Genomic DNA, 21,599 nt, shown 5'->3' with positions numbered 1-21,599 from the left:
ATCTTATAAAAAAATTAGAAAGGACAAAACCAAGGTTTTGTCCTTTTCTATTTCTACATTTGCCAAAATTTTTCAGTTTTGGAAATCGAGATTTTATTCTATTTATGCATGGCAGCTTTTTGTGCCGGCTTCATAGACTCTATTGTTGGTGGTGGAGGATTAATACAAACGCCTTTATCGCTTGCTTTTTTGCCTAATTTACCTGTTTCAACAGTAATCGGAACACTAAAAATTCCAGCATTTAGTGGAACAGCTTTAGCAACTTCACAATACCTTAAAAAAGTAAAAATAGATTGGAAACTTTTTGCGATTATGGCGATATGTGCTTTTGTTTCCGCTTTTTTAGGATCGCAATTGTTAACGGTTATCAATAATGATTTTATGAAACCTGTTTTATTAATCATTTTGATTGTTTTAGCCATTTACACGATTTTCAAGAAAGATTTTGGACAAGCTACCGAACGTAAAATCCCTTATCACATTGCGATTATTAATGGTTGTATTGTGAGTATCGCTGTAGGTTTTTACGATGGTTTTATTGGTCCAGCAACTGGAACTTTCTTTATTTTGGGATTCGTAACACTTCTTGGAATGGATTTTTTGAAAGCTAATACCAATGCAAAACTGATCAATTTAGCGACTAATTTTGGTTCGATTTGTTTATTTTTAATCAAAGGGCAAATTATCTGGAAAATAGCTTTACCAATGGCTGTTTGCAACGCTTTAGGAGGTTTTATTGGAGCAAAATTAGCCATCAACAAAGGGAATAAATTTATTCGATACATATTTATTTTGGTAATCCTACTCTCAATTTGTAGATTTGGTTATGAAGTAATTTTCAAGTAAATGAAAACCATTTTTTCAATCATTTTTGTTTCGATATTTATCACTGTTTTTGCTCAAAAGTTTGAGTTAAAAGATTCTGTTTTGATTGAAAATAAGACAATCAAATCAATTGATACTGATCTAAATAATTCGATTTATTTGATTTCGGACACTAGAATTGAAAAAATATTTCAATCGAAAAAGAACAAAAGTATTGATCTTAAAAATATCATTACTTCGGTTGATGTCAATAATCCGCTTCGAGCTTATGTGTATTCAAATTTTAATCAACTCACTATTTTAGATGAAGATTTGAATCCTATTCAGGATATTGTAAAGATTAAATCAAACGATTTTATGCCTGCTGCATTAAAAGTTGTTGACACGCAATTTTGTTGGTTTTATGATTTGATTGGGAATAAAATTGTTTACTATAATTATCAGTTGCAAAAACCAATTCTGACATCAAAACAAATCTATTTGAAGCATAATGATCAATCAATCGATAAAATACATGTGTACAAAAATTTGGTGTATTTAAAAGGTCAAAAAACGATTTATGTTTATGATGATTATGGAAATTTCAAATCTAATTTTGAATTTGACACCAATCATCAACCTTTTTATTTTTATAAAGATGTTATTTTCTATATAAATTACAATAAGCTAATATCAAAAAATATTATCAATCAAAATTTGACAACTTTTATTGATTTAGAAAATGTAAAAAGTTTTGCACTTAACGAAAAAAATCTTTATACATTGGTCGAAAATAAAATTTACACTTATACGATTTTAAATACAAACTATTAATAACAAACTATTTAATCAATTAAAATTAATTACTAAACCTTATTTATTTTTAATTTATAATTGAATAAAAAATCATAAATCAATCGGAATAATTTTTTTCTAAAAAAAGATTTTTCTATGAGTCGCTTGCTTAGATTTTGTTTTGAAAATTAAGCTTTAGTATATTTGCAAGCGTTAAAATAATTGGAAAATGCATATCGCCATAGCCGGAAATATTGGAGCAGGTAAAACTACTCTAACAAACCTTTTAGCAAAACAATACAACTGGACAGCTCAGTTTGAAGATGTAGAAATGAATCCATATTTGGATGATTTTTACAACGACATGGAAAAATGGGCGTTCAATCTTCAGATTTATTTCTTAGGAAGCCGTTTTAATCAAGTAAAAGAGATTAGAGAAAGTGGAAAAGACATTATTCAGGATCGTACAATTTACGAAGATGCGCATATTTTTGCGAGTAACTTGAACGATATGGGATTATTGTCTACGAGAGATTACAACAACTATTTGCGTGTTTTTAATTTGATGACAAGTTTTGTAGAAGCACCAGATTTATTGATTTATCTTAAAGCTTCAATTCCTACATTGGTTTCGCAAATTCAGAAACGTGGTCGCGATTACGAAAACTCGATTAGTATTGATTATTTGAATCGTCTAAACGAGAAATACGACAAGTGGATTTCGAATTATAAAGAAGGAAAAGTGTTGGTAATCGACGTGGATAATTTAGATTTTGTTGAAAATAAAGAAGATTTAGGATTCATTTTCAATAAAATAGAAGGAGAAATTAACGGACTTTTTTAGTCAAAAAAAATAAAGTAACTTGCACGGCTTGATTTTAAATTTAATCAGGCCGTTTTTTTGCGTAAAAAATTATGGAAAATAAAAGTATTTTGAAAGGAGTTTTGTTCGTTGCAATGGGCGCCAGCTTCTACGGAATGTTAGCAACATTTGTAAAAATTGCATACGATCAAGGCTATACAACTGCCGAGGTAACGACTTCGCAGTTTGTATTAGGAATTTTGATTTTGGGAATCATCAACTTGTTTATGATGAGTAAAAAAGATTTACCAAAGATTGAACAAAAAGATAAAAAAAGGTTGGTTCTTGCCGGAACTTCGTTAGGTTTCACAAGTTTATTTTACTATCTAGCGGTGCAATATATCAATGTGTCAATCGCAATTGTATTGTTGATGCAAACGGTTTGGATTAGTATTTTGGTTGAAAGTATTTTGGGTAAACAATTTCCTTCTGCCAAAAAATTAATTGCAATGGTTTTGGTATTATTTGGAACTGTTTTGGCTACAAATTTAATCAACCAAGAAGTCGAATTAAATCCTAAAGGATTGTTTTGGGGATTTTTAGCAGCTTGTTCTTTTACAGCTACTATGTTTACATCTAATAGTTTAGCCAATTATTTACCAGCTTACAAAAAAAGTTTGTGGATGCTTTTTGGAGGTGCTATTATTGTGTCTTTATTTTTGTTTTTTAGCCAAATCGGACCTTATTATTTTGATGGTTTAATGAGCTTTTACAACAACTTTTCGAGTGATGTAAATGGAATTCATGCATTCAATTTTAGCATTTTTTATACTTGGGGATTACCATTGGCAATTTTCGGGACTGTGTTACCTCCTATTCTTTTAAACAAAGGTTTTCCGCACACAGGATTAGGTTTGGGAAGTATTGTTTCTTCGTTAGAATTACCCGTTTCCGTAACTATGGCTTTTGTCCTTTTACACGAGCAAGTTCTCGCAATACAATGGACAGGAATCGCCGTTATTATTTTTGCTATTATTATATCAAATCTAAATTTCAAGAAAAAATAAATTCAAAATCCCCAACAAATGTTGGGGATTTTTTTTGAGTTCCATTTTTTATAAGCTGAATTTATTTCAGCTTATCATCATAAATAATATGATTCTAAGATAAATTCTGAATGACAAATTCAATCACAAAAAAAGCCAACTCTAATAAGTTGGCTTTGTATTTTGAATAAAATCTAAATTATTTCACCAAAATTTTATTTGCTAATTGATTTGTTCCATCAATTTTTTCTTGAATTGGCAAACCTAATAACTTCGCAAGCATTGGATAGATTTCTGTATTTGGAAAAACTTTAATCTCTTTACCAGACTTAATATTTGGTCCCCAAGCCATAAAAGTCGCTTTCATTTCTGGCGTTTCTTTTACATAAAAACCATGCGAACCTTTCGGTGCATTTTTGTTTGAAAAATAGTTTGGCGCATGTGCAATCAAAATAATATCTCCAATACGATTGTATCGATCATTCTTTTTATCAAAATGATATTTCGACGGAACATTTGTTGTTTTATAAACTTCGAATGTATTATTCTGAACAGCTTTTATTTCTTTGTAAATAGATTCAATATCATTTTTATCTTTTACAAAAAGGCTTACATAAGATCCATTTGAAGCAACTTGTACTTTCGATTCATCAATTTTGATTGGTAATTTCAATGGATTTTCATCATCGATTCTTGTCATTCCATGATCAGAAACAAACACAAAATTCACTTTCAAACCTGTTTTTGCAACCTCATCATTCAATTTCTTGATTGATTGATCTACAAACTGTACAGCTTCCTTTGTTTCAGGCGCATCAGGACCAAAAGAATGCCCCGCGTGATCTACTTCCGGAAAATAGAACGTAATCAAATGTGGACGTTTTTCAGCTGGTAATTCCAACCAATTAACTACTTGCTGAATACGATAGTCAATTGGTGATTTTTCCGAATACTTGTACGAATACGTTGGAAACATACCATTAATAGGCGCTTCCGAACCTGGCCAATAGTAACAAGCAGCTAACATTTTGTTCTGCTCTGCAAGATTCCAAATTGGCGTTCCTCCGTACCATTTCGGATTGATAACTGCATTTCTATTTCCCAATGAATAACGATCGCCAACTTCTCTATCTAACATATTATTCCCCACCAAACCGTGATGAATAGGCGTTAAACCAGTTACAATTGTGTAATGATTTGGAAATGTAACCGATGGAAAAGACGGATACATGGCATCAGCTTTTACTCCATTTTTAGCCAAAGCTAATAGATTTTTAGCTTCATGTTTTTGAGCATAATCATAACGAAAACCATCTGCCGAAATCAAGATAACATAAGGTTTATCTTGTTGTTTAGCATCATTCACACGATTTTCGATTACTATTTGTTCTTCGATTTCTTGCGCATTTGCTGTAACAGAGAACGTTAAAACAATTGCAGAAAATATACTAAGTATTGATTTTTTCATGCCTCAAATTTAGAAAGTTTTATACTTAGAATGAATTAAAAAAATGTCAAATCTTCATGAAAAACAATAAAAAAACTGATTTATAAATAAACCAGTTTCATAATATGTTAAGCAAAACTTATCAAATCTTCGTAGGCTTTTTTAGCACCTTCAAAAACTTGTTGTTGCTCTTCTTCTGTTGTAAATTCTTGATTGATATAACCAATAAAAGTTTTCCAGATTTGACCAAGGTTTTCACCATAATGTCCAAAATAATTGAAACTTTTATTCTCTAAAAATGGATATTTTTTCAGTGTTTTTGCAATCACATTTCCGCCAAGCATAGAACCTTCTATCACATATAAAGCTCCAATTGCTTCGGCTCTATTTTGTAATTCGAATTGTTTTGGTATATTCAATTCTTCTAAGCCCAACTCGTTAATATCTTGTTCAATCAAAGACAATTTATTGAGTTTTGTTAAGGCTAAATTTTCTAAGTCTTTTTCATTCAAAAATTCTTTAATAGAATCTTCATACGATTTTAGAAAAATATGATTAACCTGCAACATTTTATAATAATTTTTATCTGTAAATGTGCTGTTAAACAATTTATTCGATTCTAATTTATCTTCAATTTCTTTGTGATAAACCGCTGTTTTTTCTTTTAAATAATCAGATAGCATTTGTTAGATTTTTTTAAATGTTAATATAAAAGTTGTTTCTTCTCCCACTTTACTTTCAAAAGATATACCACCATTCATTCTATCCATCATTCTGTGCGCAATAGAAAGCCCTACACCATTTCCAGAGATATTTCCTGTGTTAGACATTCTGCTAAATAGCTTAAACATCTTGTTGTAATCTTCCTGTTTTATTCCGATTCCGTTATCTTTTACTTTAAAAATAACCTCCTCTTCATTCAATTCTGACCATATTTTTATGATTGGATGTTGTGCTTGGGAAGAATATTTTATTGCATTACCAATAATATTCAGAAAAACCTCATAAAACATCGTTTTATCCCCCAAAACATTATGTATTTCTTCTACAACAACTTGTGTATCATTAGTTTTATAATACAATAAAACATCGTGTATAATCTTTTCTATGATTGGTTTTGTTTCGATTGTAGACAATACAATTTCTGATTTTTTAGCTTTACTCAACGCCAAAAGATCCTGCATCATTTGTGTCATTCGATCAATTTCTTCAATAACACTTTTTAATCGATCATTTTTAATTTCATCATCTATCAAACTTCTTTGAAGCATCTGACAATTCAATTTCATCACCGATAAAGGTGTACGTAAATCGTGAGAAACTGTATAGGTAAACGAGTCTAATTCGTCATTTATTTCCTTTAATTGCTCATATAAACTATGAATTTTGAATGATTGTAAATGAAGTGTTTCTATAATTAACTTTATTACTTCTTTGGCAACATATTTCTCCTTATCTAACCAAATAAACGATTTATTCTTAATATTCTCTTGCCAAATTTTGAAAGAAGTTCGAGGAGAAAAACTATGTATTTCATCGCCATTTATAACATCTACATTTTTAATTTTACTTGGTTCTCCAGCCCAATCTAAGGTTTGAACTTGTTCTTTTTTGAACCAAATAATAAAATGTTCGTAAGTTTGATTTAGAAAACAAAACATTACACCAGCCGAACTTGGACTAAGCCTAATCTCTTGTCCATAATCTAGATAAAAAGTATTCGAGGTAAATAAACGTGCTGAGTTTCTTTTAAATGCCCATTCTTTTATTCTCAAAATTTCTTCTTTATCTGGCGTTTCGCCTTCTACAAAAACATCGTCAAAATTAACCAATGCAATTCCATCTGCCTTTGTAAGGTTAAGAACCTCTTTTAGATTATTGTTCATTGATTGCTGAAGATTTTCTTCTGTTAAAAGATTCTCTTTCAATTTAATCGCTGTTTCGTTAAAATGATTTTGGAACTTTAATCGTTCAGTTGATTTAAAATTCACATAAGTCAACCTTGCTTGACGCGTCAATAATTCGGTTTGCAAACGAACTTGATTTGGAATAAATTTCGGCTTGGAATTCTGACATGCTACAATTCCCCACAATTTTTCGTTAATTACAATAGAAATAGAGAAACTTGCTTCACAATTAGCATTGCGTAAATACTGTAGATGTATTGGAGAAAGTGCTCTAACAGAAGAGTACATCAAGTTTATTTTTTGATAATTCTCATTACCAATTAAAATGATTCTTTTACTGTCTACATCTGCAACCAAACGGCTTTTTTTCTCTAAATACAGTTGACGTGCTTGTTTAGGAATATCAAATTCGGGAAAACGCAAACCCATATAAGAATCTAATCCCTTATCAATTTCTTCCGCTATAACAACGCCACTACCATCTTCCAAAAATTTATACAACATTACTCTCTCGTAATGAATCAAACTCTTGATAGACGAAATTAACAAATCCCAAGTTGAGCTTATAGACTTAGAGTACAGGATTTGTTCAGAAAAATTATAATAAGCTAATCTGTTTTCTAAAATAATTAATTCTTCTAACTCTAAATAAATCAATTCATCAAAATGATAAACTGTTAAATGATAGGTTTTTGAATTAACTTTTGTATTAGTTCGGTAAAATTCACCTTGTTCTAAATTCAAAACCTCATCAAAATCAAGCTCAAAATCATGAAGTTGATTAATATGTTGGCTTAATATCTTTTCGGTAGAAATTTCAAATAATTCATCAATATTTTGAGAAAAAAATTCAATTTGATGCGAATTTTTATGAATTCCTATCAAATATCCAAAAGGTTGAATTTCGTTGAGAAACTGAATTTCTTCGTCTTCACAATTTTTGATGATTTGGTTGATCATATAAATGGTTTAGGAGTGTAATTATGAATCTAAGGTAAATTTATTTTTTAATCTTCTTGTCTTTTAATTTTCAGAATATAGTTTTCTAACTCTAATTCATCGGTATCTACTAATTCGAAATCACTAAAATGAGTTAAACTTTTCTCAAAAAATGTTGTAACTTTTTCTTTTTCTAACGAAGGATGAACTTTAATTCCGTTAAATTTTATGTTCTTCATATAGACATAAAAATCGTAATTAAAATCAGTTTCTCCTAAATAAGTATTGGCAATTTTCCCTTTCCATTTGATATCGAAAACACCAAATTCTTCTGTATCTAAAAACGTAATTTCGTGCTGTGCAACCGTGTCATTTCCTAACATTGAAATACCAAAAGCAAGATTTATTGAATCATCAAGATTTACTGGAAGAGGATCAATTTCGAATGTTTTTTTATTGAGTTGATTAAAATCTAATTGCGCATCATTTTCGATCTTTATCCCTTTGTTGTTCCAATATGTACTCGAGATGATAGCATGATCATAATTAATCCAAAGCTGTTTTTCGGCATTCTCTTCAGAAATGTCATCTATCTCATCCAAATCATCTTTATATTCCTCTTCTTCGTCATAATTATCTGACTCTAAATGAAGATCCATCCAAAGGTCAAAATTTTCATCAAGGCGAGCACTCCAAACAAAATCTATTACTTTGTGTCCGTTTGTAAATGGGCTATTCGAAAAATATATTTTGTTATTATCCTTACTCATAAATTGGGTTTTGACTTATGTTTTTGAATTTACAACGATTATTCTACTCTACAAAATTTAAAAAAATAATTGGTTCGTTTATTAGATATTGTCATTGATTTTCAAAGAAATAAAAAAAGTGCAATTTCTATAGAAATTGCACTTTTAAATTATAGTTATGATTTATAAATCAATTGAATTACAAGGTTTCTTTTAACCATTTGAAAAATTCGGTATGCCAAATCACAGAATTCTGAGGTTTTAACACCCAGTGATTTTCTTCAGGGAAATAAATAAAACGAGATTTGATTCCTTTCAATTGTAAAATTTGATAAGCCTCTTGCCCTTGTCCCATTGGCACACGATAATCATGACCTCCAACATAAATTAACATTGGCGTATTCCATTTATTTACTAATTCTGTACTACTTGGATCAAATTTAGAGTACGTTTTTTGCGCAGCTTTGTTATTTGTTTCCCACCAAGCGCCACCAGCATCCCAGTTTGTAAAGAAAATTTCTTCTGTAGTTCCGTACATCGATTTCAAATCGAAAACACCATTATGTGCAATAAAAGATTTGAAACGACCTTCGTGAATACCTGCTAAATAATAAACAGAATATCCTCCGTAAGACGCACCAACAGCACCACGACGATCTTTATCTACATAAGATTCCTTCGAAATATCATCAATCGCAGCCAAATAATCTTGCATTACTTGTCCTCCCCAATCTTTAGAAATTTGCTCATTCCACTCTACTCCATGACCTGGCATTCCACGACGGTTTGGCGCAATTACAATATACCCTTGTGCTGCCATTAATTGGAAATTCCAACGAGGAGAATAGAATTGAGTTAAAGCAGATTGTGGTCCACCTTGACAATACAATAAAATTGGGTATTTTTTATTCGGATCGAAATTTGGCGGATAAATTACCCATGCAAACATTTCTTTTCCGTCTGTTGTTTTAATTTTACGTGCTTTTACATCACTCAACGCAATATTATCGAAGATCTCTTTGTTTTCGTTTGTTAATTGCGTTAATGCTCCAGATTTTAAATCAACCACATAAATTTCTGCAGCGTGATTGATATCTGTTTTTGTAACAATTGCTTTATTACCAACAATTTCTTTGATGTCTGCAATATCAAAATCACCTTTTGTAATTTGTTTGATGAAAGGCATTTTTCTCATTTTGAAGTTTACATCAACCTCAAATAATTGAATTGTTCCTCCTACTGGCGCATTGAAATAAATTTTGTTACCATCATTGCTCCATTTATAACCTTGTACGGTTCCGTCCCAATGTTTTGTAATATTCATTTCGATATCACCACGACGAACGATTAAGTCATTTTTATCTGCTTCGTAACCATCTCGTTCCATGCTCAAAAACGCAAAATCTCCTTGAGAAGAAAAACTTGGTGTATTGTCATAACCCATTTTTCCTTCCGTGATATTTTTTGTCGTTTTCGTTGCTAAATCGTATTGATAAATATCTGTATTTGTGCTTAATGCGTAATCTGTTCCGAATTTTTTCTTAGAAACATACAAAACTTTTGTTCCGTCTGGTGTCCAAACAAATTCTGAAACAGAATATGGTTCGTCTTTTAAAACATCAATTTTAGTCGAACCTTCTTTATTTTCTGACACAAATAAATGATCGTAATTTCCATCATTCCAAGTATCCCAATGTCTGTAATTTAATTCATTATAAATCTGCACATTTGATTTCTCCATTTCTGGATAATAATCAGAACCAAAAACCTTTTGTAATTTAACTTTATCAGTTTCTGCTTTATATTGTTGAGATTTATTCAACGATTCATCAGCCAAAAGCGTTTTATAATCTTCGATTTCCGAAGCTTTTCCTCCTGCCAACGAAATCATATACGTTTTCGATGTATCTTCTTGTGTTTTTACGTTAGTAGAAGTTACTTTGTAAATCAGATTTTTTTGATCTTTCGTTACTCCAACTGGAGCTACTTTTTTTACTTGCCAAAGAAGTTCTGGCGTCATTACTTTTTGTCCCATTGCTGTTGTCGATATCAAAATACTTGCGACTAATACAGAAAATCTATTCATGTTAATTTCAAATCTAAATAATTGTAAAAGTAACAATTCTTTATCGAGAAAGGTTAAATTTATAGATAAAAAAAGACATCATCCAGTACAAATTGTACTTAAATGATGTCTCCGCTAATAATTTTTTTCAAATCGTCTAATCGATTCTTAAAATTAGGCTATATATTTTATATTAAACTACTTAATTAAAAGTTTAACTTATTTTTATGAGTAAAAACTGGAATAATTGCTCCAAAAACTAAATTTTGTTGAGAGAACACAATATCCTGTTTTGCTTTATCAGCTTTGTTTGCAGTTGTACGAATATCACTTAAGTTAGCATATCCACCTTTTAATTCGGCTTGTACAAAGAAATAATCCCAGAAAGTAAAGTTGATCCCAACCATTGCAGCTGTAGCAAAACCTGCTAAGTGAAACTCATCATAACGTTCGTTACCCATTAATTTTACGTTAGAACGTGGATATAAAATCCCTGCTCCCAAACCAGCTGTTACGTTAACATCGATTCCTTTTCCATTTTTTGTAATTGGGAAATGTTGAATATTATCAAAACGACGAACCTCTAAATTAGCATAGTTCAAACCATCTGTATGTTCAAACGTTAAGAAATCTTCTGTTAATTTTTGATCAACATTATTATATGTTCCATCGTAATCTGAACCTGTGTTGATGTGACCATTCATTTTTACAACTTGGTCTTGATCCATCACATATTTCATGTGGTCAATCCCGAAAGAGATATTCCAATTATCCGAAACAAAGTAACCTAAACGGAAGTTATATTGCGGAATCGTCATAGAACTTGGATTGAAATACTTGATTCCAAAAGAAGTTTGACGGTCATGAGCTGCTACATTATCTAACGTAAAATCGTATCCATCTCCTTTGAACTGAATATCTGATTTTGTATACTGCGCGTGATTCCAACCCCAATAAACATAAAATTTACCTTTATTATTTTTTCCTTGCCCGAAAGTAGTTGCAACTAAAGCAACTAAAAACATTACACTTATATACTTTCTCAAAATTTAACTTTTTGCAAATTTATTCTTAAAAAAATTGAGTAAAAATGATTTATGATATCAATTTTATATCTAGACAATATTTAAAATCAATAAACATTGTTAAGCGTCATAAAATAAAATGATAAATATTTATTAAAAATGATGTTCTCTATTTTGTAATTAAAAATTAAAATATATTTTTGTGACATAATGAAAGACTACCTGATAAAACATAGCATTGGAATTTTTTTCACGCTTCTTTTGGTGTTCAGTACGAACATGCAAGGGTTGGCGGGTTATGTAGATTATCAGATGAGAATGGAGCAACAAGACAAAAAAGATTCTTCTGACAATGATCAAAAAGCTTTGTTTTCTCAAACTTCAACTGAAGAAGAAAATAATCAGAAAAATTCTTCGAGCGAAATCACAGAAAAAATACATTATTTCCACGAAATAAAATTGTTTACATTTTTTAATGTGAAACAAACTACACATTCGGATTTTCATCATTCTAATGCATATGCGTCTTTAGACAATGGTGTGACAACTCCACCTCCTGAATTAGTTTAATTTTTTAATTGATTTTTTGCATCATTCTATTCAAATCTATTGAATGGACAGCAAATTTATTTTTATCATTTCAAATTATTAAATAATTCATTTTAAAACTATTATGAATCTTTTTCAAAATTGGAAAAAGGACATACCTGCGAGTATTGTTGTCTTTTTCGTTGCATTGCCTTTATGTTTAGGTGTTGCGTTGGCCAGTGGTGCGCCTTTATTTGCCGGAATTATTGCGGGAATTGTAGGAGGAATTGTTGTTGGTCTTATTTCTAAATCTCAAATTGGTGTTTCTGGTCCAGCGGCTGGTTTGGTCGTTATTGTATTAACTGCTATTACAGATTTGGGTGCTTACGAACTATTTTTAGTCGCGGTTGTTATCGCCGGAATTTTTCAGATATTACTAGGTATTCTAAAGGCTGGAGTTATTGGTTATTACTTTCCATCTTCGGTGATTAAAGGAATGTTGTGCGCGATTGGTATTTCAATTTTCTTGAAACAAATTCCGTTAGCGTTAGGATATACAGAAACGTTTAGTTTTAGTAATTTTAGTTTAGATTTTATCACGCCAGGAGCGATTATTATTACAGCAATCTCTTTATTTATCTTGATTGTTTGGGATAATATTTTAGGAAAAAAATCAAACTTTTTCAAATTATTACCAGGATCATTAGTAGCTGTATTAGTGGGTATTTTGTACCAAGTTACAATTGGTGATACCAACCACGAAGTATTTTCTATCGACCACAATTTATTAGTAAAAGTTCCTGTTCCTGAAAGTGTTTCAGATTTCTTAGGACAATTTACTATGCCCGATTTCGCCTCTGGATTAACAAATCCTATGGTTTGGCAAGTTGCATTTACCATCGCAATTGTAGCATCATTAGAAACTTTATTATCTGTAGAAGCAACTGATAAATTAGATCCTTTAAAGCGTCAAACACCTACAAATCGAGAATTGATTGCACAAGGTGTCGGAAACTCTTTAGCTGGTTTAATTGGAGGTTTACCTGTTACGCAAGTTATTGTACGTTCATCTGCAAATGCAATGAGTGGCGGACTTACAAAACTTTCTACAATTACGCACGGTGTTTTATTATTAGTGAGTGTGATCTCTATTCCAATGTTTTTAAATTTAATTCCAAATGCGGTTTTAGCCTCTATCCTATTGGTTATTGGATACAAATTAGGTAATCCGAAACAATTCTTGGATATGAAAAAATTAGGAAAAGATCAGTTAATTCCGTTCGCAGTAACAGTTATTGCAATTTTGGCAACAGATTTATTAAAGGGTATCATCATTGGTCTTATTGTTGGTGTAGTGGTTTCCTTAATCAAATCTTACAATAACTCGCACGTAATGTTGGTGAAAGAAGGAAATGTTTTCCATATGAATTTTGCTGAGGAGGTAACGTTTGTAAATCGCGGTGCAATTGTAAAAGAATTAGATGGTTTGAAACCTGGTTCTAATCTTGAATTAGATGTTCGTAAAACACGAATTTTAGATTATGATATTATTGAATATTTAGATGAATTTAAAGTCAAAGCAAAAAATAATAACATTAATATTCGACTAATTTCCGAACGTGGAACAGTCGATAATCCACCATCATTCAGAGAGTTTTTTGGTTACGTATTAGTTGCCGGAGCTCATTAATCTGTAAAAAACATATAAAAATTAAAACACACACAATAAAATTAAATATAATGAAAGCACATACATCAGAAACTCAAGCAACAACAACTCCAGATAAAGCGTTAGAATTTTTAAAAGAAGGAAATGCAAGATTTGTTCAAAATTTAAAAGCAAACAGAGATTTACTTTCGCAAGTGAATGACACAAGAGAGGGACAATGGCCGTTTGCGGTTGTTTTGAGCTGTATTGATAGCCGTACTTCTGCAGAACTTATTTTCGATCAAGGTTTAGGAGATATTTTTAGTGTACGAATTGCTGGTAATTTCGTTAATCAAGATATTTTAGGTTCAATGGAATTTGGAACAAATGTGGCTGGCTCTAAATTGATTGTTGTCTTAGGACACTCTAAATGTGGCGCTTTGAAAGGCGGATTAGACGCTGAAGCAATTCACAAAACTGGAATGAATAATTTGTGTCATTTGGTTGATCATTTCAATCCTATTATCGACGAAATCATTCAAGAAGGTGAAGAACGTTCTTCTAAAAATGCAGATTTATTAGAAAGATTAAATCACCAAAACGTTATACAAACAATAGAAGATATTCGTAACCAAAGTACAACCTTGAATACCTTAGAAAAAGAAGGGAAAATCAAGATAATAGGTGCAAACTACTGTGTAGATTCAGGCGTTGTAACTTGGTTATAAAACAATTAATTCTTTAGATATTTTTTAGTAATGTAAAAGCCACTCTGCGAGTGGCTTTTGTTATTTAATTAAATCTATAGTTTCTATTTTATAACCATCATAAAATATTCTATAATTATTTAATTTGTTTTTAATAATCCATTTAACATCATTCAAAACAAAATTATCTTCTAAAGCTCTAATAATATATCTATCATCAATATAAATTTCTAAAAATTTATCATCAAATAGTTTAACATTCGAAATATCCAATGATACTAACTCAAATAATTCGTTATTATCAATATTAAAATTTGTAATCATATTAAATATTTTACATCCAGATACAAATTCTATTATTACTTCATCAATTTTATCATAATAAATTGATTTATTACTAATTGAAAACTTAAACGATAAAATACCCGAATATTCAATTGAATACAAACTTGCATTCAATAATAATTTATTTAATATAGATTCTACTTTTTCATTCATTATTAAATTGGCTTTTGTTGTTTAGAAGTATATTTTTTTCCATTCCTTAAATTTACTATCAATCTTTGCTTTAATAAGTAAATAATTTTGTTCTGAATCTTCAACATGATAAACAGATTTTTTGTCAATTATCTTCTCGAATATCTTTATGTAATCATCTAAATATGATCCATTATTCTTAGAAAAATCACTATTATCTTCGTAATAATCATTTGTAAATTTTCTTCCAATATCACTTAAATCAGTAGATAAAAACTTACCATCAGAATAACTATTAATAAACTCAGCTCCAGTTATTATGTTATTTTTCACAGAATCAATTCCTGCTTGTGAATCTTTTTTCAACTCTGAAGAAATTAAATCATTATCAATACACCACTTCATATACATTCCAATATGAGTTGACGCATTTTCTTGAGCTAAATCTTTTGGAAAATCATTTCCATAATGCCAAGAAGCATCATCATATTTAGAAATTTCTTTAGAAGAACTTTCTTTCTGTTTTAAACAATTCACATTCAAAACAAGTACTATAAGTAGAAATATTTTTTTCAAATTCATTTAATTTAAATTACAAATCAATTCGTTAATAATCTAATTTACTCAGCAAACTTACTTAAAGACTTAGCTGACGACGTTCTGAACCTAGTCAGCTTCCTAATTTACCAAGCTGACGGTGTCTTTTACCAAGCTGGCTTGATTACGAACCAAGAAAACGAGGTAACCTAACCCCAAATTTTACGTTCCTGACATGGTCAGCTAAGTTCTGGACCTCATCAACTAGGTGCAAAACCTCATCAGCTTACTAAAATACAAAGCTAGCTTACTTCGGAACGTACTCAGATTGGTTTAAAACCACGTCGACTACGTTCGGGACGTGTCAGCTACGTTTTGAAACGTAGTCAAGATCCATTAAAATCGCTCGAATTGACAAATTTTCACATCAACACATTAGCTCATTTTCAAATTATCCTTTCTTCGGCAACTCTTTCAAGAAGTTATATCTTTTTTGAACAAAATCCATCATACAATAAAAATGATTCAAACCATTTGTTACCATCAACAATTGAGAACCTAACACAATGTTGTAACGCGCTATTTGATCAAAAGTTGCTTGCGAAATTACAATATGTGGCGCTTTACATTCTACCATAATAAATGGCTTTTCTTGCTGATAAACGACAATATCTGCACGTTTTCGCATTCCTGTAATATCAATTGCAACTTCCAACGCAATCGCCGAAGTAGAATAACCCAAATCGTTGATTAAATAATTCAGAACGTGTTGCCTAACCCATTCTTCGGGCGTATAGACCAACCATTTTTTTCGAATCAAACAAAAGATATACAATTTATCTTGGGCTTGTTTCAATCTTATTTGGTATTTTTCGGAAAAATTTAATTGTACTAATTCAGTCATTGTATGAGTCCTGTAGAATCTTTGATCAAAGATATAAAAAACAAAAACTATAAACCGATTTACTTCTTGGCGGGCGATGAGCCGTTTTTCATCGATCAGGTAACTGATTTATTGGAAGCGAATATTTTAACAGAAGAAAAAAAAGGTTTTAACCAAACAATAGTTTATGGACAAGATGTAGAAGTTGGACAATTGATTGGAATGGCGCGTCAATACCCGATGGGTGCAGAAAAATCTGTAGTCATTGTAAAAGAAGCGCAACATCTTAGCCGTTCGATAGATCAGTTAGAAATGTATGCAAATCAAGTACAAGATTCTACGGTTTTAATCATCAATTACAAAGGAAATTCACTTGATAAACGCAAGAAAATCTATAAAGTTCTGAATGAAAAAGGGTATTACCACGAATTCAAAAAAATTTATGAAAGCGAGTTACCTGCTTGGATAGAACAGAAAGTTGCAGCTAATCAATTTAAAATTGAACCAAAAGCAAAGTTTTTGTTGACAGAATATGTGGGTGCTGATTTATCTCGATTGAATAATGAATTAGAAAAACTCTTTACAATTGTTGGTGCGGATAAAACTATCACACCAAATCATATTGAGAAACATATTGGGATTAGTAAAGATTATAATGTTTTTGAACTTCGTAATGCAATCGAAACGAAGAACATCGAAAAAGCATTCAAAATCATTAAATATTTCGAGAAAAATCCGAAGGATAATCCGTACGTCGTTTCAATCACAACAATTTTTAATCTGTTTACTAACATCATTCAAATTCATGTTACACCCGATAAATCGAAGCAAAATTTGGCAAAAGTCTTAGGAATTAACCCCTACTTTGTACAAGGAATGATGACGGCTGCAAGTAATTATCCGCTGAAAAAAGCTACGAGAATTATCTCATTTATTCGTGAATATGATTTGAAAGGAAAAGGTGTTGGAACTACTGGAAATGTGACGCCAAGCCAATTATTAATTGAATTAGTGTATAAAATTATGAATCTATAATTTTCATCTATTTATAGAATCGATAAAACTAAATAAGAAATACTAAATTTGTAAAAAATAAAACAACACAATGGAAAATAACGTAAGAGATGTTATCATAATAGGATCTGGACCTGCAGGTTATACAGCGGGAATTTATGCTGCACGCGCGAACATGAATCCTTTGATTTTAACTGGTATGGAGCCAGGTGGACAATTAACAACAACTACAGATGTTGAGAATTTCCCAGGTTATCCAGAAGCAGTTACTGGACCAGAATTGATGGCTGATTTACAAAAACAAGCTGAGCGTTTTGGAACTGAAATAAAATACGAATATGTAACGGAAGTAACTTTTGGAGAAAAAGAAGGTGATGTACATACTGTAAAATCGAACAATGGAACTTACCAAGCGCGTTCTATCATTATTTCGACTGGTGCAACTGCGAAATATTTAGGTTTAGATGATGAAACTAAATACGCTGGTAGTGGAGTTTCAGCTTGTGCAACTTGCGATGGTTTCTTTTACCGCGGTAAAGATGTTGCTGTAGTTGGTGGTGGTGATACGGCTGCTGAAGAAGCAACTTACTTATCAAAACTTTGTAACAAGGTTTATTTATTGGTTCGTAAAGAAGAAATGCGCGCGTCTAAAGCGATGCAAGATCGTGTTGCAAATACACATAATTTAGAGGTTTTATATAATCACGAATTAATTGGTTTGGAAGGAAACAATGTTGTTGAAAAAGCTAAAATCATCAACAATGTTACAAACGAAGAAAAAGAATTAATCGTTGATGGAGTTTTTATCGCGATTGGACATAAACCAAATACAGAATTATTCCAAGGTAAATTGGATATGGACGAAACTGGATATTTAATCACGCAAGATCGTTCGTACAAAACAAATGTACCTGGTGTTTTTGCTGCTGGTGATGTACAAGATTCTGTTTACAGACAAGCAATTACTGCTGCTGGTTCTGGTTGCGCTGCTGCATTAGACGCAGAACGTTATGTTGCAGAATTCTTTGAAGCATAATTTTTCAGAAGAAATATATAAATACAAAAATAGCGAGCTAATGCTCGCTATTTTTTTTAATAAAATAAACAACTACAAATTATTTCAGGAATTTCTGTTGATATTCTTTTCTATAGGCATAATAAAATACAACTGGAAGAATTGTAAAGGATAAAATTAAACAAATGATTAATCCTCCTACAATCATAATTGCCAAAGGCTTTTGAATTTCTGATCCCATTCCGGTAGAAAGTGCTGCTGGTAATAATCCCATCGATCCCATAAGCGCAATCATCACAACAGGGCGTATTCTACTTTTAACACCATTAACTATTGCTTCTTTTAATTGCATTTTATGTTTTAAATTATCTCGAATAACACCAATTAAAACAATTCCATCAATTGTTGCTACTCCAAAAAGAATAATAAAACCTATTCCCGCAGATATACCAAAAATAGTTCCTGTTACCCAAAGCGAAATAAATCCTCCAATAAAAGCAAAAGGCAGTGTTAATGCAGCTATCGCTGTGTCTTTTACATTTCCGAAATTAGTGTACAATAATAATAAAATCAAAACTAACGAAATGGGAACGACCATTGCTAATTGCTTTGCTGCGCGCTCTTTACTTTCGAATTCACCAGCCCATTCCATGTAATTTTCTTTCGGTAATTTAACTTCTTTGGCCACTACTTTCTTCGCTTCATCGATTGTACTTCCTAAATCACGACCTTCTATACTGAATCCTACACCGATATATCGACTATTTCCTTCTCGATAAATAAAAGCAGGTCCTGTTTGATAACCAATTGTAGCTATTTCCTGCAAAGGAACATTGTTCCCGTTACTTGTCGGAATCAAGATATTTCCAATTTTCTCAGGAGTATCTCTATAAGCTTCCTGAAAACGAAGAATAACATCAAACTGTCGATCATTTTCATAAAACTTAGTAGCTGCTTGTCCACCAATTGTCATTTCAATTACTGCCTGAACATCCGCTGTACTAATACCATATTTCGCCATTTTTGAATCACTCAACTCTATTCTAAGTTCAGGTAATCCAATATTTTTGTAAACATTGATATCCGTTATTCCATTTACTTTTTCGATAGATGACGCTACCTTATTTGCATATTTTTCTAAATCGTACAAATCATCACCAAAAATCTTAATAACTAATGAGCTTTTTACACCAGCGACATATTCTTCGACATTATCTTGAATTGGTTGCGAAAATCCAAATACAATTCCTGGATAATGATTCAGTTTATCTCGCATCTCTTGAATAATCTCTTCTTTTGAAACCTTGCGCTTCCAATCTTTTTTATCTTTTAATTGAATATTAAATTCAATATTAAAGAATCCTGTTGGATCTGTTCCATCATTTGGACGACCTGTTTGTGTTAAAATAAAATCAATTTCATCACAATCTTTCTGCATCAACTCTTTCATCTCTTTTGTTAATCGAGTTGATTCTTGTAAATTGACACTATTTGGTAAAGTTGCACGAATGTAAATTGCTCCTTCATTCAATTTTGGAAGAAATTCTGATCCATAATGCGAGAACTTAAACAAACAAAGAGCTAAAATTCCTAAAAAGATTCCTATTGTTGCTTTTTTATAACGAAATGCGGTTTCATATAATCCGAAAATAGTTTTCTGAAAAAATCGAGTAATAAAGTTCTCTTTCTCCTCCATATTTTTCTTAAAAAGCAACTTACACATTGCAGGAACATAAGTTAGACTTAATATTAAAGATCCTAATAATGCGTATCCTAATGTAAATGCTAAAGGAGAGAACATTTTACCTTCCACTTTTTGGAATGAAAATATCGGTAATAAAGCAACAATAAGAATAAGTAAAGCAAAGAAAATATAAGAAGCTACACTTCCTGCGCTTTTCTTTATAACGCCCATTTTACTCATTTTCGCGAAACGTTCTGCTCCTACTTTATGTTGCATGGTTGCTAAAGCAACAAAAACTGTTTCCACAATTACCAAAGTTCCTTCTAATAATAATCCAAAATCCAATGAACCCATTGAAATTAAATTCGCTGGTAATCCTTGTATTTTCAACATAATAATTGCGAATAAAAAGGAAAGCGGAATAACCGAAGCTACAATAAATGTTGATTTCCAATTATATAAAAAAACAAAAACAATTAATGAAACTAATAAAATACCTTCAATAATATTTTTAGAAACCGTATGTACTGTATTATCCACCAATTTGGTACGATCTACAACTGTTTCAATTTTCACATTATCTGGTAAAGTTCTTGTGTTTAATTCTTCAATCTTCGCTTTCAGATTTCCAATGACTTCGGATGGATTTTCACCACGTAACATCACTACAATTCCTTCAACCATGTCATCATTTTCATTATAACCAACTTGCCCTAATCTAGGTTTATTTGAAACAACAACATCTGCTACATTTTTGATCAAAATTGGTGTAGAACCATTTAGTTTCACCGTGATATTCCCAATATCTTCTATCTTATCCAACAAACCTACCCCACGAACCACATAAGCTTGATCTCCTTGTTGAATCACATCTCCACCAACATTTATATTTGATTTAGAAACTGCTTCATAAACATCTAAAGGCGATAAATTATAATTCTTTAATTCTGTTGGATTAATTTTAATTTCATACGTTTTTTCTTCTCCACCAAAACTTACAACATCTGCAACTCCTGATACAGAAAGCAATTCACGTTCTATTACCCAATCTTGTATCGCGGTAACTTCCTTGATCGGTAAATCACTTTTGATCACATAACGAAAAATCTCTCCTGTAGCACCAGAAGGCGGTTCAATATCTGCATCAGCTCCTTCTGGTAAATCAACTCCACTCAATTTATTCGATACATATTGTTGTGCATAAAAATCATCTACTCCATCTTCAAACTGAACCGTTACAACAGATAATCCGAAAAGAGAAATTGAACGAATATTAGATTTATGCGGAATACTATTCATTACTTTTGAAACTGGTAGAGTCACCAATTTTTCCATTTCCTCAGCACTTCTTCCTGGCCATTGTGTTATAATACGAGCTCTAGTATTTGTTACATCCGGAAATGCCTCTATTGGTGTATGTTTTAAAGAAAATATACCTGCAAAGAGTAATGCAAATACAGCAAATAAAACAAAGGTTGTATTTCGTAACGAAAAAGTTACGACTGATTGTACTAACTTTTTCATTTA

Annotated in this window: 19 protein-coding genes; 9 read left to right on the top strand and 10 right to left on the bottom strand. The window is 31.2% G+C overall.

Annotation, left to right across the window (positions count from 1 at the left end; all coding sequences use genetic code 11):
• The first annotated feature begins 78 nt into the window (after positions 1-78).
• The 4 genes from FH779_RS05235 to FH779_RS05220 all read left to right on the top strand — a co-directional run bounded on the left by FH779_RS05235 (position 79) and on the right by FH779_RS05220 (position 3,468).
• Positions 79-846 (top strand): sulfite exporter TauE/SafE family protein, encoded by a 768-nt coding sequence (locus FH779_RS05235; RefSeq protein WP_180906323.1) that lies wholly within the window; start codon positions 79-81, stop codon positions 844-846.
• Positions 847-1,638: a hypothetical protein gene (locus FH779_RS05230; RefSeq protein ID WP_180906322.1), complete on the top strand. Its 792-nt coding sequence runs from the start codon at positions 847-849 to the stop codon at positions 1,636-1,638.
• A gap of 190 nt (positions 1,639-1,828) precedes the next feature.
• Positions 1,829-2,443 carry a deoxynucleoside kinase gene (locus FH779_RS05225; protein ID WP_038333632.1) on the top strand — a complete coding sequence of 205 codons (615 nt, stop codon included), beginning with the start codon at positions 1,829-1,831 and terminating at the stop codon, positions 2,441-2,443.
• A 71-nt stretch (positions 2,444-2,514) separates the two neighbouring features.
• Complete coding sequence (locus FH779_RS05220; protein ID WP_180906321.1) at positions 2,515-3,468, top strand: EamA family transporter; 954 nt, start codon at positions 2,515-2,517, stop codon at positions 3,466-3,468.
• 178 nt (positions 3,469-3,646) lie between these two features.
• Here FH779_RS05220 and FH779_RS05215 read toward each other — a convergent pair whose 3' ends face one another.
• From FH779_RS05215 to FH779_RS05190, 6 genes are all read right to left on the bottom strand, one after another.
• Positions 3,647-4,915, bottom strand: a complete 1,269-nt coding sequence (locus FH779_RS05215) for an alkaline phosphatase family protein (RefSeq protein ID WP_180906320.1) — start codon at positions 4,913-4,915, stop codon at positions 3,647-3,649.
• Positions 4,916-5,022: 107 nt separating this feature from the next.
• Complete coding sequence (locus FH779_RS05210) at positions 5,023-5,577, bottom strand: biliverdin-producing heme oxygenase (protein ID WP_114999900.1); 555 nt, start codon at positions 5,575-5,577, stop codon at positions 5,023-5,025.
• Between the two features lie 3 nt (positions 5,578-5,580).
• Positions 5,581-7,761 carry an ATP-binding protein gene (locus tag FH779_RS05205; RefSeq protein ID WP_180906319.1) on the bottom strand — a complete coding sequence of 727 codons (2,181 nt, stop codon included), beginning with the start codon at positions 7,759-7,761 and terminating at the stop codon, positions 5,581-5,583.
• 47 nt (positions 7,762-7,808) lie between these two features.
• Entirely contained in the window at positions 7,809-8,510 is a 702-nt protein-coding gene (locus tag FH779_RS05200; protein WP_180906318.1) for a hypothetical protein, read from the bottom strand.
• Positions 8,511-8,688: 178 nt separating this feature from the next.
• Positions 8,689-10,575, bottom strand: coding sequence for a S9 family peptidase (locus FH779_RS05195; RefSeq protein ID WP_180906317.1), 1,887 nt, complete (start codon positions 10,573-10,575; stop codon positions 8,689-8,691).
• Between the two features lie 185 nt (positions 10,576-10,760).
• Positions 10,761-11,600, bottom strand: a complete 840-nt coding sequence (locus FH779_RS05190; protein ID WP_236688191.1) for a hypothetical protein — start codon at positions 11,598-11,600, stop codon at positions 10,761-10,763.
• A 189-nt stretch (positions 11,601-11,789) separates the two neighbouring features.
• Here FH779_RS05190 and FH779_RS05185 point away from each other — a divergent pair, with 189 nt between their 5' ends.
• The 3 genes from FH779_RS05185 (at position 11,790) to FH779_RS05175 (ending at position 14,483) form a co-directional block, all read left to right on the top strand.
• Entirely contained in the window at positions 11,790-12,149 is a 360-nt protein-coding gene (locus FH779_RS05185; protein WP_180906316.1) for a hypothetical protein, read from the top strand.
• A gap of 103 nt (positions 12,150-12,252) precedes the next feature.
• A complete protein-coding gene (locus FH779_RS05180; RefSeq protein WP_038333625.1) occupies positions 12,253-13,797 on the top strand; it encodes a SulP family inorganic anion transporter in 1,545 nt (514 codons plus the stop codon).
• Positions 13,798-13,847: 50 nt separating this feature from the next.
• Positions 13,848-14,483, top strand: a complete 636-nt coding sequence (locus tag FH779_RS05175; protein ID WP_125350207.1) for a carbonic anhydrase — start codon at positions 13,848-13,850, stop codon at positions 14,481-14,483.
• Positions 14,484-14,543: 60 nt separating this feature from the next.
• On the opposite strand, the gene FH779_RS05170 is transcribed toward FH779_RS05175, so the two are convergent.
• The 3 genes from FH779_RS05170 to FH779_RS05160 all read right to left on the bottom strand — a co-directional run bounded on the left by FH779_RS05170 (position 14,544) and on the right by FH779_RS05160 (position 16,380).
• Positions 14,544-14,960, bottom strand: coding sequence for a hypothetical protein (locus tag FH779_RS05170; RefSeq protein WP_180906315.1), 417 nt, complete (start codon positions 14,958-14,960; stop codon positions 14,544-14,546).
• Positions 14,961-14,981: 21 nt separating this feature from the next.
• Positions 14,982-15,476 (bottom strand): DUF7832 domain-containing protein, encoded by a 495-nt coding sequence (locus tag FH779_RS05165; protein ID WP_244958028.1) that lies wholly within the window; start codon positions 15,474-15,476, stop codon positions 14,982-14,984.
• A gap of 451 nt (positions 15,477-15,927) precedes the next feature.
• Complete coding sequence (locus FH779_RS05160; RefSeq protein WP_180906314.1) at positions 15,928-16,380, bottom strand: type I restriction enzyme HsdR N-terminal domain-containing protein; 453 nt, start codon at positions 16,378-16,380, stop codon at positions 15,928-15,930.
• 3 nt (positions 16,381-16,383) lie between these two features.
• On the opposite strand from FH779_RS05160, the gene holA reads away from it, so the two are divergent.
• Positions 16,384-17,394, top strand: coding sequence for a DNA polymerase III subunit delta (holA, locus tag FH779_RS05155; RefSeq protein ID WP_180906313.1), 1,011 nt, complete (start codon positions 16,384-16,386; stop codon positions 17,392-17,394).
• Positions 17,395-17,464: 70 nt separating this feature from the next.
• Positions 17,465-18,409: a thioredoxin-disulfide reductase gene (gene trxB, locus FH779_RS05150; protein WP_135834533.1), complete on the top strand. Its 945-nt coding sequence runs from the start codon at positions 17,465-17,467 to the stop codon at positions 18,407-18,409.
• 79 nt (positions 18,410-18,488) lie between these two features.
• Here the strand turns inward: trxB and FH779_RS05145 are convergent, their stop codons facing one another.
• Positions 18,489-21,596, bottom strand: coding sequence for an efflux RND transporter permease subunit (locus FH779_RS05145; RefSeq protein ID WP_180906312.1), 3,108 nt, complete (start codon positions 21,594-21,596; stop codon positions 18,489-18,491).
• Positions 21,597-21,599: the final 3 nt, after the last annotated feature.

Origin of the sequence: Empedobacter falsenii (assembly GCF_013488205.1) — a bacterium.
Classification (GTDB): domain Bacteria; phylum Bacteroidota; class Bacteroidia; order Flavobacteriales; family Weeksellaceae; genus Empedobacter; species Empedobacter falsenii_C.
Note: the sequence above shows the minus strand (reverse complement) of the source record. Positions and strands in the feature narration are given on the sequence as shown.